Below are 15,652 nucleotides of genomic sequence, written 5' to 3'. Positions count from 1 at the left end.
TCACTTTGTGCCGCTTGAACTCTCGCGAACCTCTTCGACAGTACTCACAAACTCTCCATCGCTTAGCCGCGTTCTCAATTTGTCTTGCTCACTCACTTGCGAGAGAGATCGAATCACGGCCCCATCCTCATTCATGACGAGTGCATACCCTCTCTCCAGCACAGCCAGCGGAGAGAGCGATCTCAGCCGCGCATTCAGCGCATCCACGCGTGCCGACGCTCTCCTCACCGTCCGCTCCACCGATCGTTCAATCCGCGTATCGCTCACGCCCAACCGTTCTCGCGCACGCGCAAGCAACTGCCTCGGCTCATGATGCAGCACATCCGCAGCCAGCTCCGCGACAGCGCGCTGATGCATGCGGATCCCGCCATTCATCGCGCCATCCAATCGAAACTCGAGGTCATCGAGCCGCTGGCTCACCCGCCGCAGATTGCCGGAGACTTTTCGCTCCGCCCGCTCCACGGCCACCCTGTCCAGCTTCTGCCGCGCGTGCAGAACCTGGAACCGCGCAGCTCGCTCCAGCCTGCTCGCCTGGTTCGCAACCCGCTCCGCCACCCGATGCTGCGCCTCCGTAATCAACTCCGCTGCTGCGGACGGCGTCGGCGCGCGCAAATCCGCCACAAAATCCGCAATCGTAAAATCCGTCTCGTGTCCCACCGCCGACACCACCGGCAGCCCCGATGCCGCAATGGCCCGTGCGATCCGCTCACTGTTGAATGCGGCAAGATCCTCTGCCGAACCGCCGCCGCGAGCCACCACAATCACATCCACCAGCCCCGACGCATTCAGATGTGCAATCGCCAACTCAACCTCAGCAATCGCCTGCTCGCCCTGCACCGCTGCCGGGCACAACACAACATTCAGCCCCGCATGCCGTCGTCCCACAATGTTCAGAAAGTCTCGAATCACCGCTCCCGTAGGCGATGTCACAATCCCGACGCTCCGCGGGAAAGCAGGCAAAGGCCTCTTCCTCGCCGAGTCGAACAGCCCCTCTGCCTTGAGCTTCTCTCTGAGCTGCTCAAACGCCAGCTGCAGCGAACCCGCTCCGACCGGCTCAACCGTCTCGCCTACCAGCTGCAGCTGTCCCCGCTGCGGATACACGCTCACGCGCCCGCGCACCAGCACATGCTGCCCATCCGCTGGCTTGAACCGCAGCAGCAACGCCTGCCTTCTGAACAGCACAACCGGCAGCTGCGCATCTGCATCTTTCAGCGTGAAATACAAGTGTCCCGAGGGCGCCGGGCGGCAGTTTGAAATCTCGCCCTCCACCCACACATCGCTGTACTCCCGCTCTACCTGCCCGCAAACATGCGATACCAGTTCGCGCACCGGCCAAATGCGGCGCACGCTCTTCGGCTCCTCAAACGTGAACCCGAGTTGCTGCTGCGGCGTAAGTGCTTCGGGGCGATTCACCACTTACGAGTGTAATTGTCGGCGTTCAATGCCGGCCCGCAACCCCATGGAGCCCTATCCCCGGCTCGCGATCATCACTTTCAGCCGTTCCGCGATGTCGTTCAACCGCGCCACCGCCGTCGGCTCGAAACTCGACGATCCCTCCAGCAGCCCTTCCGCCTCGCGCGCAAGCTCGGTTCCTTCCTGCAAGCCAAAGGTCCCCAGCACTCCCGCAAGCTTGTGCGCCTCCGCAGCTGCGCTGCTCTGTTCTTCTCGCGAGATCGAAGCTCCGGTCGACAAATGCCCCGCGGCGTTTTGCAGTGTCGCCACGCGCTCCTCCATCTGCGGCAGAAACTTCTGCCACAGCCGGTTCATCGCTTCGGAAATTTGGGATCCGGCGGCGTCGCCCATAACTGCGTCCTAGTTCCAGCCAAGAATCTCCGCCACCTGCTGCGATAGCGATAGAGGATCGAACGGTTTCACCAGCACAGCTCTCACGCCAAGATCTGCGAATCGCGATCGATCGGTCGCTTGCACCTTCGCCGTCAGCAGCATCACAGGAATGTGCGCCGTTGCCGGATTCTTCTGTAACTCGCGAAACGTCGCCGGCCCGTCCATCCCCGGCATCATCACATCCAGCAGGATGGCGTCCGGCTGGTACGTCGCCGCCCGCGCCAGTCCCTGCGCGCCCGAACTCGCCACCATCACTTCCCAGCCCGCGACGGTCTCCAGGCTCAGCGCTGCTACTTCGCGAATATCGTCTTCGTCATCAATGATAAGAATGCGGTGCATCGACAACTTCTCCAAATTCCGTTAAGAACCCTGGCCTGCTGACACTTCCGAGACTGACTCTTCAGCTTCCTGCGGGCTGCGCAACATCGTCAACACCAGCGCTTCCAGTTGCTCCGGCTCAACGCTCGCCTTCGCCAGGAAGTGATTCAGCCCAAGCACCAGCTGCATGCGCTCTGCCTGCGTCAATCCGTGCGCGGAGTAAGCAATCAGCGGCGATTTGCTCAGGTCCTCGTGCTGCCGCAGCCAGTCCACCACGTTGAATCCATCGCCATTCGGCATCCCGATGTCCAGCACAATCATATGCGGCATAAAGCTCAGGCAATCATCCAGAGCCGCCTGCCTCGAACCCGCGACATGAACCACCGTATTTTCGCGGCGGAAGATCTCGCCGATCACCTGGCCCAGTTCCGGATCATCTTCAACCACCAGAATGCGCGCCTGCTCGCCCGGCACGCACAACACCTTCGTCAGTTCCTCCAGCAGAAAGTCGTCGCTGGGGCGCGGGAATAGCCGGTCAGCTTTCTTCTTTTGATTTGCGTCTTGCGCCTGCTGCGGATTCGCCACTCCCAGCAACACCACCGGCGTATTCGCTTCCGGCTCTTCTCGACGCAGCAGCGGCAGAATCTCCCATCCGTTGATCCCGTCCAGCGTCGTGTCCAGCACAATCGCGGAGACTCCGTCGTGTGCCACCGCCACAGCCTGGTCAACGGTAGTTGCCTCGACAATCCTGTATCCAAACCGCGCCAGCTGGTCCGCAATCAACGGCCGCGTCGTACCGTTCGTGTCCGCAATCAACACCGCCCCATGCGCGGCAGGGCTCGCCCCGCTGTCCGGATGTTTTCCGGCCGCAGCCGGCTGATACGGCAAAAACACGCGGAACGTGGAACCCCGCACCGGGTTCCGCTCCGCCCAGATGCGCCCGTTATGCTGCAGCACGATGGCCCGGCAGATCGCGAGACCAAGTCCGCTCCCGCCCTTCTGTCTCGAGTCCGAAGCATCCACCTGCTGGAAGCGTCCGAAAATCGCTTCGAGCTTGTCCGCTGGTATGCCGCGGCCCTGGTCGATCACCGACAGCGTCACACCGCTCGCGCCCGAGCGCAGCATCACGGAGATTGCCGAATTCGCAGGCGAAAACTTGATCGCATTCGAAAGCAGATTCGTGATCACCTGCAGCAGTCGATCCGGATCCGCAGTCACTTCCGTCTGCGTCTTGTCGTGGATCAGCAGCACGCCCGCCTCGTCCGCCATCGGCTGCACGCCGTCGATCGCCTGCCGCACAATCTCGCCCAGCTGAATCTGTCGGAACGCCAGCGGTTCGCGTCCGCTCTGCGTGCGTTCCAGATCCAGAATGTCGTTAATCAGCCGCACCAGACGCTCCGAGTTGTTCAGCGCAATCCGCAGCAGGTTCGCGGCCTTCTCGTTGATCACGCCCAGCATGCCCGAAGACAGCAGTCCCAGCGCGCCGCGAATTGAAGTCAGCGGTGTGCGCAGCTCGTGGCTCACCGTCGAAACGAACTCATCCTTCATGCGGTCCAGCGCGTAACGCTGGCTGATGTCCCTGAAGCTCAGCACCGAACCCGAAAAACGCCCCTGGTCCAGAATCGGATTCAGGAAGAACTCCGCCGGGAATCCCGTCCCATTGCTTCGATAAATCGTCCCCTCGCCGGTCACGGACTTCCGCTGTCCCGTCGCTCGCCGCAGCGGACAATCGTCGCCGCACTTCTTGTCCGCCGGCGCCGATCCGTGCACCAGTTGATGAACCGGCTTGCCGATCAGGTTCTGTGGTCGCGCACCCAGCAGCCGCGCCGCCGCCGGATTCGCAAACCGCACCAGACCGTTGCGATCGATTCCGCAGATGCCGTCTGCCACTGACCCCAGCAGAATTTCCTGTTGTCGGCTCAGCTCTTCAGCGCGCTCGCGTTCCCGCGTCCGCGCCAGCATCTGTGCCAACGATCCCGCCACCGTCTCCATGGCCGCCGTGGTTTCGCGGTCCTCCCGGATGCGCGAGTGGCAATAGAACTCCAGCACCGCCAGCACATGGTTCCCAACCTGCACCGGCGCCGCCCAGCCTGAAATCATCCTGCTGCGCAAAGCAGTCTGTATCCGGGGCGTCGGCGTGATCACCGATAGATCCGACGCCCACACCAGTCGCCCTTCCTTCCACGCGCGGCCCGGCAGACTTCCCCCCGGAGCCAGCGTAACTCCCATGCTCTCCTGGATCAGCGACTCCGAATCCCTGCCCGGAACCCCCCAGCCCGTGCTGAACTCCAGCCGGTTCTCCTCCGGGTTCACGTCCCACTTCACCGCAACGTCCCAGCCCTGCGAAATGCAGAGCGCCTCCAGAACACGCTTCGTCGCCACTTCGGCCGAGACATTCTCGCCCACAATCTGGCTGACGACCAGTTGCAGTGCCAGCCTGTGCTCGCGCTGCTTCTGCTGCGTCACATCGTGCAGCAGGCACTGGATGGCTACGGGCTTGCCCGCGCGCCGCCGCTGGTGCAGGCTCATCTCCAGTTCCAGCATGCGCCCGTCCCCGGTCTCCGTTCGCACTGGCGCACGGTCCACCGTGAACCCGTCCTGCGCTTTCTTCAGCAGCGCAGCAGCCTCCTCGCGTGCTCCCGGCCCGAAGACATCCGCAAACTGCTCGCTCTCCAGCGGCGCAGTCGGATCAAGCCGGAAAATCTGTCGCCATGCTGGATTGGCGTAGAGGTACCTGCCTTCCAAATCGAGCGTTGCGATCATCTCGCTCGAGCTCTCAAACAGATCGCGATACCGGTCCCGCGGGATCTTCAGTCCTTCGCCCGGCGACCCGGAGTTCGTCTGATCGAGCGCTACCGCCACGAGTCCCGTCGGCATACCCTCCCGGTTTCGCAACGTCGAGATGTGCAGGCGAACAGGGAAGAGCGCTCCGTCCTTCCGCCGCAGATGCGTCTCGAACGTCGGCACCTGGCTCGGAGCCAGCGAGTGCACCACCTCCGCGTACGACGTCAGCGAGCCCTCTTGCGCCGCTCCCATCGGCTTGGTGATCCCGTACAGCCGGCGCAGTTCAGAAACGAGCCGGTTCTCCTCACCCTGCGCCATCAGCTTTTCAGTGCTCTCACGATTCACCAGCTCCGAAGCGTGATATCCCAGCAGCCGCTCCGCCGCGGGATTCACATACGTAAGTTTGCCGTCCAGCCCGATCGAAAGCACCAGCGTTCCCGCTGAATCCAGAATGTCCTTCAGCGGATCGCCCGCGTAGCGCGCCGCAGCTTCGTTGTCCGCGGCATTGTCGGCCAGCACCCGCATCAACACGGCCGCGGTCAGGCCCATCGCGATCATGATCAGGAGCCAGTCGTAGCTCGGACCAGCTTCCACGCGCGCGAGGATCGCCCCCGCCGCCATCGCCACCGCCAGAATCGAAAGGGAAGACCAGATCGGCGGAGATTGACTCTCTGCGTCCTGCTTCAACTGCCTGGCTTCGCGTGAGTCCATCCCTTTTGCCGCGCTCCTGCAATCTGCCGGTCCGACCTGAGCTTCCTCATCAACGGAAGCCGGCACTTACACCGGTGTAACACTTCGCCGCGCGACTTGCCATGGATCGCACGTGCGTTTCCCGGGCAGAACCGTGCTGCCCCACCCCTTCGCTCGCACCGTTCCAGCGAGAATACATGCAACAATCACCAGCTGTCCCACGCACCCGCAGAACGCCGGATCGCAGCAAGAGTACGAACGCAAGAAGGCTTATCTTGCACCCTCCCACAAACACGTCTTGTTTTCAAGCGTATGTTACTGAACCCAAGTACTGTTGTACCCAGAACAGCATCAGCCCGAAGGCGCAATCCAGCGCTCTTTCGCACCGGCCTCCCGCAGCCGTCAGACCCGCCCGGTCTTATACTGGCTTCCATGTTCCGGAAACGCCTCCGTAAGACCCTGTATCTTCCTGTCTTCATTCTCGTTGTAAGCACTTTCGTGCCGCCGCCTTTCGCATTCGCCTGGGGTAACGAAGGTCATCGCATCATCAACCGCCTCGCCGTCACCAACCTCCCACAGGATGCCCCCGCCTTTCTACGCTGGGCCGGCGCCCTCTCTGAGATTGAATACCTCGGGCCCGAGCCCGACCGCTGGCGTTCCCCAGCCGAGCCCGAACTCCTCGCCGTCCAGGCACCCGAGCACTTCATCGACCTCGAACTGGCCGATCCCCTCGGCCCTCTCCCTCACCGCCGCTTCGACTTCGAAGCCGCCGCCTTCGCCGCCGGACAGCGCCCCGACAAGATCGGCCTCCAGCCCTGGCAGGCCACCGAAATCTGGCAGCGTCTCAAAGCAGCCTTCCGCGAATACCGCCGCCTCTCCGAAGCCCATCAGGACACCCACGACGTCGAACAGGCCGCCATCTTCTACGCCGGCTGGCTCGGTCACTACGTCGGCGATGCCTCCCAGCCTCTCCACACCACCGTCCAGTACAACGGCTGGACAGGCCCCAACCCCAACGGCTACACCACCGACCACAAGATTCACTGGAAGTTCGAAGGGCCGTTCGTCGGAGCCAACATTCACGCCTCAGACGTCCAGCCTCGCATAGCCCCCGTTCACGCTCTCCAAGGCGACGTCTTCGACGACTACGTGGCCTATCTCCGCCAGACCTCGAAATCCGTCGAAAAGGTCTACCAGCTGGAGAAGGCCGGAGGCTTCGACGGAGCCGGCTCTCAGGAATCGCGCGACTTCACCGCCGATCGCATCGCCGCCGGGGCCACCATGCTCCGCGACATGATCTACACCGCCTGGCTCCGCAGCGCCGACCCCGAACCCACCCGCCAACCCTCCGGAATGTAACTCCCCTCACTCAACCCCGGGATGACCCAAAGCTGTGCTCCGGTCATCGCGGCGTGGGGGTCCCCAGCGACAGGTCTTTGTCGCTGGGGTGGTTGAGCGATAGCGGGCGTCGTAAAGTCAACCCCCTGCCTTCCCGCAACCTCCCCTAAGTACCTCATTCCAAAACCGAAATCAGAACTTCCCCAGTTTGCAGTCCATTTCACAATTTCAGTCACAATAGAGGTAAGTTCCAATCTCGAAATGAGGCGAACAACACACTGAAATCCACGTAAACCCGCTTCTAAACTCAACAGGGAGAAACACTTGCGCCTAAATCCAGTCAGAGGACACACTTGGGGCTGACCCTTCGTTGCAAGCCGAAGAAAACGCTGCATTTGTTTACAAGCAATGGGGGAGGGGGCGGGGGGCCCTGAACTGTAGACCGGCCGTTCGCTAGTCGCCGGCCTGCGCCTTCGCCAGCACCGGCACGCGCCGCAGCAAGCCAGTCAGCACAAATGTCATCAGCGCCACCATCGGAACCGCAGTCACGAACCACGCGCCCAGCGCATGCCCCGCAAGGCTCCCCGAAGCCCAGATCAGCTTCAAGGACGAGCCATGCATGGCGGAGCTCGCGTTAGACGCGGCGCTCGATCCCGAGGAGAACATCCACTGCCCAAGCCGTACAAACGGAAAGATCAGCGCAACCTGCAGCGGCATTGCCGCGTAGTTCGCTGCCTGAATCGCGGGAACATTCAGTCGCAGCCCGAGAGCCAGAACGAGGCAGAGTGCCGTCGGTATCCCGATCATCGGCAGACACCCGATCGCAAACCCGAGCGCAAGCGTCAACGCAAGGCGCTCCGGCGAGACACCTTGGCTCAGCCAGCCCTCGACCTTCACGCGCATTGCTTGCAGTGATCTGCTCATCTCTGTTTCCTACGCTATCGGTACGAATCCCGTTCCCTTTTGGATGTTGCGTGAAACTTTTGTGAACTGAACCAATAGTGCACTGGGATCCCTGCCCATTTCACACCAGGCCAGCTCGCATTCATCAGAGTAGGCTGCTTCACACCCCGAAAGCCCTCCCACTTTAGGCGCAACTCCCCCGCCCAAAGTGTCACGTTGCGATAAGAAAGGCCTTGGCAAGGCTTCGTACCAGGGCACGGCTTCACAGGTGCTGAAAAAGTCCGAAACGGCTGGGTTTTGAAAGGGCACAGATTTATCTGTGCCGATAAGGGTGCAAAGAGAGCGCGGCTTTAGCCACCGCGGGACGGTTTCGATGAGTCCTGGCAAGACCGGCGCATTTTCAGCAAGCTGTTCAGCCATGCCGCTTCTGGGTACTCTTGAACCCAATCGCGCGTCGGCTTTGTATCAGGGCACGGCTTCAGCCGTGCCGCACACCGCCATGCAATTGCCGGGCTTCAGCCCCTGCGAATCTTCGCGTCGCAATGCCAATCGGAGGACCAACACGCTCTATCGCGTCACTCGAATCAACCCGCGCTTCTTCATCTCCCCCAGCACCTGCTCCACCTTCCAGTCCAGCGCTGCCGTGCCTTCAATCACCAGGTCCGCATGCGACGACGACGGCCGCACGTAGCTCATGCTCGAAGGCCTGACCGTCGTCTCATACTGCGCGCGCACCGACTCCGGCGTTCTGCCCCGTTCGACCGTGTCCCGCTTCATGCGGCGCTCAAAGCAGATGTCGTCGGGAGTATCGATGTACACGCTGAACTGATACAGCGGCAGCAGTTCTGGATAGTAAAGCGCAAACAGACCCTCCACGAGAACGAAATCGCTCGCGCGTATCGGTTCCGTGCGGCCCCGCACGCGCGTGTGTGTCGCAAAGTCGTATAACGGCCGCTCGATCTCCTCGCCTCGCGCCAGCGCAGCCACATGCTGCGCAAGCAGCGAGCTCTCAATCAGCGCCGGATCATCGAAATTCTGCTTCACCCGTTCCGAGAAAGGAAGGTGACTCAGGTCGCGATAGTAGTTATCGATCGGAAAATAGACGCCGTTAAGTTCACGGGCCAGCTCCGCTGCCAGCGTCGTCTTGCCCGAACCCGACGCGCCTGCGATTCCCATCACCACCGGCGGAAACGGCAGCCGTGGCGATGACTCTGCAGTGGCCCCCGCTTCGCTCACGACTCGGTATCCACCAGCGCAGACATCCACATTGCCAGCCTCTCCAGCAGATCCGCCAGCTTGCGCTCCACCTGCCGTCCTGCCTCGAACACCTCCGCATGGCTCAGCGGAGTCTCGTTAAGGCCGGACGCAAGATTAGTCACGCACGAAATACCGAGCACCTCGACACCCATATGCCGCGCCACAATCGTCTCCGGAACCGTCGACATGCCCACCAGCGTCGCACCCATCGTCCGAAACGCCTTGATCTCCGCAGGCGTCTCGAAACTTGGCCCGCTCACCGCCAGGTAAACGCCCTCATCGAGCTTCTCGCCTTCCAGCGCCGCGGCGCGGACTGCGAGTTCGCGCAGCCTCTTGGAGTAGGCCTCCGTCATGTCAAAGAACCGAAGTCCGAACCCTTTTCGCCCGAACGCGAACTGCGCCTCGTTCGGCCCCACCAGCGGATTCCAACCCATCAGGTTGATGTGGTCCGCGATCAACACCAGCTGCCCGATCCGGTACTTCTCCGAGATCCCTCCAGCCGCGTTCGTCAGGATCACCGCCCGTATCCCGAGAGTTCCCAGCACCCGCATGGGAAATATGACCGCCTCCGGCCGATGTCCTTCGTAGTAATGCACGCGCCCTTGCATCACCACGACCGGAGCTCCGCCCAGTGTTCCGGCAACCAGCCTCCCCGAATGCCCCTCCACCGTGGATCGAGGAAAATTTGGGATATCTTCGTAAGGAATGACGACAGGATTCATCACCGACTCGGCAGCAGCCCCGAGTCCAGATCCAAGCACGATTCCGAGATGCGGCTCAAGCCTTCCAAGCCGCGCGCGCACGTACTGCGCAGCCTTCTTTACGTCCTCAAAATAGCTCATATTTTGCGAATAAGTTGCGTTGCTGCGATTCTACAACTGAACCGGATGGCGTTCGCGTGACGCGGACCTCATCGCACCGGAGACAGCCATGTGCCGAAACATCAAGCCTCTCTTCAACTTCGATCCGCCCGTAACCGACAGCGAAATCCGCGCCGCCTCGCTTCAGTTCGTCCGCAAGATCAGCGGCTTCAACAAGCCCTCCAAGGCAAATGAAGCCGCATTTGCCGCTGCCATCGATGAGGTCGCAGCCGCCTCCGCACGCCTCCTCGCGTCACTCGAGACAAACTCGCCCGCTCGCAACCGCGAAGAAGAAGCTATGAAAGCGCGCATGCGCAACGAACAGAGGTTCCCGAAGGACGTAATTCAATGAAAGAGATCGTCGCGGTCATCTTCGGAGTAGGCTTACTCGGCAACGCCCTCCTCTTCGTTCCACAGGTCATCGCGGTCTGGCGCAAGAAGAGCGATGAAGGCATCTCCCTCATCACCTTCGGCGGCTTCAGCGTCCTCCAGGTCATCGGAATCGTCCACGGCCTTTACCAGCACGATCCATCTCTCACTCTCGGCATGGCCGCAAGCCTCCTCACCTGCGGCTCCGTCACCGGTTTGACCATCTTCTACCGCCTCCGCAGGCTCTCTGCTCCAGAGACTCCCAGGCCAAGCTAAGTCCCCGCCCAGCGTTCTTCTACTCTCTCCAGGAAACCCTCACCGGGCACTCACGGCATCCAACTCTTTGTCTGTGAGGCACCCGGAGGTTCTCCGTGACCCGCACCCGACCCATACTGACCCTCGTCATTCCTCTGTTGACCGCCGTCGCTGCCGCTCAGAGCCCTCGCGACATCGTAAGGCAAGCAGTGCAGACTGAGCTCGCAGCTTCGAGCAACGACCACTCCCACTGGCTCTACTTCGAATTCGACCGCAAACCAGACAAGACTGTGAAGCAATGGGTTGCGGAGGCGCGGTCCGTCAGCCTCGAACGCGTAGTCGAGAGAGATGGTCAGCCGCTGCCCGAATACCAGCAGAGTCAGGAAATGAGTTCCTTCATCAACGATCCGAGCGCGCAGAACAAGAAGCGCAAAAGCGGCCAGCACGATGACGAGCAGGCGGCAGAGCTCTTAAAGATTCTGCCGGACGCTTTCATCTGGAACTTTGACGGTCAAAGAGGGAACGAGATCTTTCTTCATTTCAAGCCCGATCCGCAGTTTCGTCCGCCTGACCTGGAGGCCCGCGTATTTGCCGGGATGGAAGGCGACATGGCCGTCGATCGACAGCAGCACCGCATCGCGACTCTCAAAGGCCGGCTCATTCACGACGTGAAGATCGGCTACGGCATCCTTGGCCAGCTGAAGGCTGGTGGCACATTTGATGTCGAGCGCCGCGAACTCACCCCGACCGTATGGGAGATCGTCGAAACTCACGTTCACATCGATGGCCACGCCCTGATCTTCAAGACCATCTCAGAGAACGAAGACGACGTGAAGTCGCACTTCAAGCAGATCAATCAGGGCACATCTCTCCAGCAGGCCAAGGAGGAACTGATGCAGTTGAGCCCGGATCCCGGAAAGGCCGCGAGCGCTTCTATCGCTGGGCACTGATCGCGAGCCCCTTGTATCAGTCGCCCGTTTCAGTAGTGTTTGAGGACTGCGGAGGCGCGGGTCGCTTCGGAACGACCAACCGCGGACGGCCGCATGCTGACGGAACATTTCGCATCTGCTCAATGAACACCTTGTTGCCCGGCCATCCCGGTCTCAATGTCGACCAGTAGCTGGACACCGAAATCAGGGGCTTCTTCTGATCGATCAGTTGATTGTCCAGAATGCTCACGCCGCACAGCAGATTATTGTCGGGCTGCAGAATGGTCTTCCGCGGATCGTGCGGAGGCAGATGCTTGTCTGCATGCCAGTCGAAGTCACATCCATATCGACGCGAATCCTCGTAAGTCAGCTGCAGCAGGCCAGAGGCGCGGACCATTCGATGGCTCACGCCATCCACTACGGCAACCTGAGCTTCGGTATGCTGCACATCCGCGGTAGCGTGCAAACCCGCCTCCGCGCCGGCGAGCGCCTGGAAGAAGTACGCCCAGAAAGCTCGGCGATCCGCCTCGCTCATCCTGCTAAACCGCGGGCAGAACTGGGCTACTTTGTGTCCCATCTTGGGCGAGACGAGCTCCTCCGGCAGCGCCTTCTCGATCGTGGCATCCCACTCCGGCCGCCACGTGTCGTCATCCCCCAGCTCCGCCTTCTTCTCAGCAATCGGCGTCGAAGGTGCAGGCTTCAGCTCCAGTGCTGGCGCTGCCGGCTCGGCCACAGGTGCCGGTGCTGGAGGCGCTGGCGTGCTCCGAAATGCGACCAGCCCCGACGCCATTCCCATGGCAATCAGGCACGTCGCGATTCGGATTTTCCGGGGCATCGGCACCAGGCAAAATCTCCTGTCTGGTTGTGATGCGACCCATCGAAACAGCGGTTGGTCGCCCAGGCGCACGAAGTGCCGAAGCCTAGATATATCAGCCACTTGCATTTTGCATGAAGGGCTACTTAGTGTGCGCCAGATTTTGCGAAACCTTGTAGTGCCCGGGCAACCCCGTAACCGCAATCGGGATCACCGCGCCCGCATTCTTCTTCTTGAAGAACGGCGCAAGCGGCTTCAGCAAAAACGACTTGAATCCAGTCGCCGTATGCGAAATGTCCGTGTCCATCTTCAGATCGCCAGTCAGGTGCACCGCATCATCGTGAAATCGAAATGTCCCCACGAGAGTCGCCATCGCTCCCGGAATTCGAAATTCAAGGTGCGATGTCGAAGCCACTCCATCCTCAACCTTTGCCGGCCCGCGCAGCGAAGACACCACATCTGTTCCGGGTGCCGGCGCGTTCGGATCTGCTTCGAGCCCAGTATTCTTCTGCTTTCCTTGCGCCCTCTGGCTGAATGCAGAAAGGCTTTTTTCCGTATCCTTGTCGGTCAACTTCTCAGCAGGCACGTCGAAGCTGCCGTTCAGCCGCAGTCTGGCGATAAAACCGTCCCCTGGAGGCCCAAGGTATGCGTGGCTCTTCAACGTGACTGGGCCGGTGATCGGCACATCCCGATGAATAAATGGCCTCATCAGGTCCTCAGCCCGCCCGCGATCAACACTGATGTCGAAGTTCGTCTTCTTCGGACTGCCCTCGATCGATCCCCTCGCCTGTATCGTCGTCGGCCCGATCTTCAACTCGATCGACTGCACCGTCAAATCTCCGTTGGCTCCACGCAGCGAGCCCTGCAGCGTGCCATCCACACGCGTCGGCTTACCGTCTTGAACGGCAAAGTTGGCCGTTGTCTCCGAAGCCTCTACCCTCATCTCTCCAATCGAGCCCTTGAACTCCCCTCGCGAATCCAGCGTTCCGCTGATCTCCCCCACATCATGCAGATTCACACCCGTAAATGCGAAGGTTCCGCTCAGCGGCGTCCCATTGAAATCGTGCGCGCGGATCGGCCCCATGCTGCCTCTCGCAAGAATCCGGCCCCGCGGGATCGCATTCGTCATGTCCACCGCGTACGTGAACGCTTCACCTTTATGCAGATTGGTGAGTTCCACCTGCTTGATAGGAAACGCGAGCGGCTTTCCGCTATCGCGAAGAATCTCCAGGATGCTGTCGTGAACAATCATCCTCTCGATCATCGTGTCCGGCCCGCCGAACTCCTTCGAACTTCCAGCCGGAAAACTCAACCTGCTCGCAGTGCTGCCGACCGCCGGAATAACAATGTGAAAGCCGGTTACCTCGACCTGCTCCACCCTCCGCCGCAGCATGATGAGATCGCTCCACGTCCCCACGACCTTCATCGACTCGATCCGCCCCAGCGGTGGAGTTCCCGCAGGTGCCGTCTTCCGTCGAATCGTAATCCCGGTAGCTTCAAATCCCGGGCGAGGGAAGTACACGCGGTGATAGCCCGTGAACTTCACATCACTCGTCAATACGTCCTCGAGCATCGCGTGTATCTTGCGATGGCGGTACGGCCAGTTCGCGCTGATAAACACCGTTGCCCCTGCAAGCAAAGCCCCAGCCGCCACAATTGCGATGTGCACCCACAGCGGAGCCTCCTGCCAGATGCTTCTGACCTTCCTGCGTATCCTGTGCTTTTTCCCTGGACCTCGTTCCGGGGCAGCCGGAGGCGCTGGGTCGTCGTGCACCGGGTGGACCATCGAAGAATGAGCCATAATCTATGCGCCGGACAAAGAACTCAGAAATATAAAACTTGCTCTAAGGTTCGTCTCAGTCCCTTACCTTGCCCGTCCCAGAGCCTGCAGTTTTGGAAGCGCAAATGCACTCCGTCGTTGCCCTGTGGACCCCGATAGCCACTGAGCTCCAACAGCTACCCGAGAAACATCCCCGCAATCGAAGCAGAAATCAGATTGGCCATCGTTCCCGCCAGCATCGCCCGTACTCCGAGCCGCGCTAGATCATTGCGACGCTCCGGCACCAGAGCCCCAATCCCGCCGATCTGCATTCCAATCGACCCCAGATTGGCAAACCCGCAAAGCGCAAACGTCGCAATCGTAAACGACCTCGGCAGAATCATCGCCTTATGCGCTCCCAGCGCAATGTAGGCGATCACCTCGTTGAGAGCCATGCGCGTGCCCAGCAGATTTCCAATCAGGCTGCAGTCCTGCGCAGGCACGCCGATCAGCCACGCCACCGGCCAGAACACGTAGCCGAGAATCTCCCCCAGGCTGCCCGGAACCCAATGAAACCCTGCGTGCAGGTGGACCCACCCAAGCAGCATGTCAAGCAACGCCACCAAGGCCAGAAAGCTGATCAGCATGATGGCCACATTCAGTGCCAGTTTGCCGCCGTCGATCGTGCCCCGCGCAATCGCTCCAATGAGGTTCTCTTCCGCATGCTCCTCGCTCTTCGGGATGACAACCTTGCCTTCCGTCGCAGGAACCTCCGTCTCCGGTACGAGCATCTTCGCCATCAGGATCGTGCCCGGCGACGTCATGATCACTGCGGAAAGAAGGTGCCGCGCTTCGATCCCTTGAGAGATATACATCGCCATGATGCCGCCGCTTACGTGCGCCATTCCGCTCGTCATGATCGTCATCAGCTCGCTGCGTGTAGCTCCGGCAAGAAACGGCCTGATCGTCAGCGGAGCCTCCGTCTGCCCCATGAAAATCGATGCCGCCACGTTCATGCTCTCGGCACCGGAGATGCGCATCGTTTTCAGCATGACCCATGCGAGCGCGCGAATGATGATCTGCATCAGGCCGATGTGATACATCACCGCAAAGAACGCCGAAATAAAAATAATCGTCGGAAGCACTTGAAACGCAAAGATCGAGCCCAGCGAAGTGTCCGGCGTTCCCAGCTTTCCGAAAAGGACCGAAGTGCCCGCAGCCGTTGCGCTCAGCATCTTCGTTACCACACCGCCTGCCCAATACATCGCTCGCTGCCCGAAGTCGAATCGCAGGACAAAAAACGCGAACAGGAACTGAAGGCTCAACCCCCACGCGACCGTGCGCCAGCGAATGCTCCGTCGGTCCGTCGAAAACAACCACGCCGCCAGCAGCACGGCCACGATCCCTAACACACCGGTGAAACGTTGCAATCAGCGCTCCTTGAGCAAAGCCGTTCCAGCTTCAGCTTCTCGCAGTTCAAATACTCGGCCAGTGATCTCACATACACCGGATACAGGTTCGCGTCGAAGCT

14 protein-coding genes are annotated in these 15,652 nt (G+C 60.8%); 4 read left to right on the top strand and 10 right to left on the bottom strand.

All coding sequences use genetic code 11. The features are described from left to right. From xseA to DHV10_RS12660, 4 genes are read right to left on the bottom strand one after another with little or no spacing between them, the layout of a single operon-like run. Positions 1–1,413, bottom strand: coding sequence for an exodeoxyribonuclease VII large subunit (gene xseA / locus DHV10_RS12675; protein WP_239461605.1), 1,413 nt, complete (start codon positions 1,411–1,413; stop codon positions 1–3). A 54-nt stretch (positions 1,414–1,467) separates the two neighbouring features. Further along, on the bottom strand, positions 1,468–1,803 hold the full coding sequence (locus DHV10_RS12670; RefSeq protein ID WP_109486745.1) for an Hpt domain-containing protein: 336 nt from the start codon (positions 1,801–1,803) through the stop codon (positions 1,468–1,470). Between the two features lie 9 nt (positions 1,804–1,812). Then, positions 1,813–2,184: a response regulator gene (locus tag DHV10_RS12665; RefSeq protein WP_109486744.1), complete on the bottom strand. Its 372-nt coding sequence runs from the start codon at positions 2,182–2,184 to the stop codon at positions 1,813–1,815. A 21-nt stretch (positions 2,185–2,205) separates the two neighbouring features. Further along, on the bottom strand, positions 2,206–5,658 hold the full coding sequence (locus DHV10_RS12660; protein ID WP_109486743.1) for a PAS domain S-box protein: 3,453 nt from the start codon (positions 5,656–5,658) through the stop codon (positions 2,206–2,208). A 477-nt stretch (positions 5,659–6,135) separates the two neighbouring features. Here DHV10_RS12660 and DHV10_RS12655 point away from each other — a divergent pair, with 477 nt between their 5' ends. Further along, on the top strand, positions 6,136–6,996 hold the full coding sequence (locus DHV10_RS12655) for a S1/P1 nuclease (RefSeq protein ID WP_239461603.1): 861 nt from the start codon (positions 6,136–6,138) through the stop codon (positions 6,994–6,996). Positions 6,997–7,428: 432 nt separating this feature from the next. On the opposite strand, the gene DHV10_RS12650 is transcribed toward DHV10_RS12655, so the two are convergent. The 3 genes from DHV10_RS12650 to DHV10_RS12640 form a co-directional block, all read right to left on the bottom strand. Further along, positions 7,429–7,899, bottom strand: coding sequence for a DUF2062 domain-containing protein (locus tag DHV10_RS12650; RefSeq protein ID WP_109486741.1), 471 nt, complete (start codon positions 7,897–7,899; stop codon positions 7,429–7,431). A 546-nt stretch (positions 7,900–8,445) separates the two neighbouring features. Next, the gene (udk, locus tag DHV10_RS12645; protein ID WP_239461601.1) at positions 8,446–9,114 is read right to left on the bottom strand and encodes a uridine kinase; all 669 of its coding nucleotides are present in this window, start codon (positions 9,112–9,114) and stop codon (positions 8,446–8,448) included. After that, positions 9,111–9,977 carry a purine-nucleoside phosphorylase gene (locus tag DHV10_RS12640; protein ID WP_109486740.1) on the bottom strand — a complete coding sequence of 289 codons (867 nt, stop codon included), beginning with the start codon at positions 9,975–9,977 and terminating at the stop codon, positions 9,111–9,113. The genes udk and DHV10_RS12640 overlap by 4 nt, the downstream gene beginning before the upstream one ends. 88 nt (positions 9,978–10,065) lie before the next feature. Between DHV10_RS12640 and DHV10_RS12635 the strand changes: the two genes are divergently transcribed. The 3 genes from DHV10_RS12635 (at position 10,066) to DHV10_RS12625 (ending at position 11,569) form a co-directional block, all read left to right on the top strand. After that, entirely contained in the window at positions 10,066–10,347 is a 282-nt protein-coding gene (locus DHV10_RS12635) for a DUF2277 domain-containing protein (protein ID WP_109486739.1), read from the top strand. Then, a complete protein-coding gene (locus DHV10_RS12630) occupies positions 10,344–10,640 on the top strand; it encodes a PQ-loop domain-containing transporter (RefSeq protein ID WP_109486738.1) in 297 nt (98 codons plus the stop codon). Before DHV10_RS12635 ends, DHV10_RS12630 begins: the two co-directional genes overlap by 4 nt. Positions 10,641–10,735: 95 nt before the next feature. Continuing rightward, entirely contained in the window at positions 10,736–11,569 is an 834-nt protein-coding gene (locus DHV10_RS12625) for a hypothetical protein (protein ID WP_109486737.1), read from the top strand. 16 nt (positions 11,570–11,585) lie between these two features. Here the strand turns inward: DHV10_RS12625 and DHV10_RS12620 are convergent, their stop codons facing one another. The 3 genes from DHV10_RS12620 to DHV10_RS12610 all read right to left on the bottom strand — a co-directional run bounded on the left by DHV10_RS12620 (position 11,586) and on the right by DHV10_RS12610 (position 15,551). Then, on the bottom strand, positions 11,586–12,389 hold the full coding sequence (locus tag DHV10_RS12620) for a hypothetical protein (RefSeq protein ID WP_162601482.1): 804 nt from the start codon (positions 12,387–12,389) through the stop codon (positions 11,586–11,588). 115 nt (positions 12,390–12,504) lie between these two features. Next, a complete protein-coding gene (locus DHV10_RS12615; protein ID WP_162601481.1) occupies positions 12,505–14,031 on the bottom strand; it encodes an AsmA family protein in 1,527 nt (508 codons plus the stop codon). A gap of 287 nt (positions 14,032–14,318) precedes the next feature. Further along, positions 14,319–15,551 (bottom strand): NupC/NupG family nucleoside CNT transporter, encoded by a 1,233-nt coding sequence (locus DHV10_RS12610; protein ID WP_109486734.1) that lies wholly within the window; start codon positions 15,549–15,551, stop codon positions 14,319–14,321. Positions 15,552–15,652: the final 101 nt, after the last annotated feature.

The organism is Occallatibacter savannae, assembly GCF_003131205.1.
Lineage (GTDB): Bacteria > Acidobacteriota > Terriglobia > Terriglobales > Acidobacteriaceae > Telmatobacter > Telmatobacter savannae.
The sequence above is the reverse complement of the archived record's forward strand: the minus strand, read 5'-3'. Positions and strand labels throughout refer to the sequence as shown.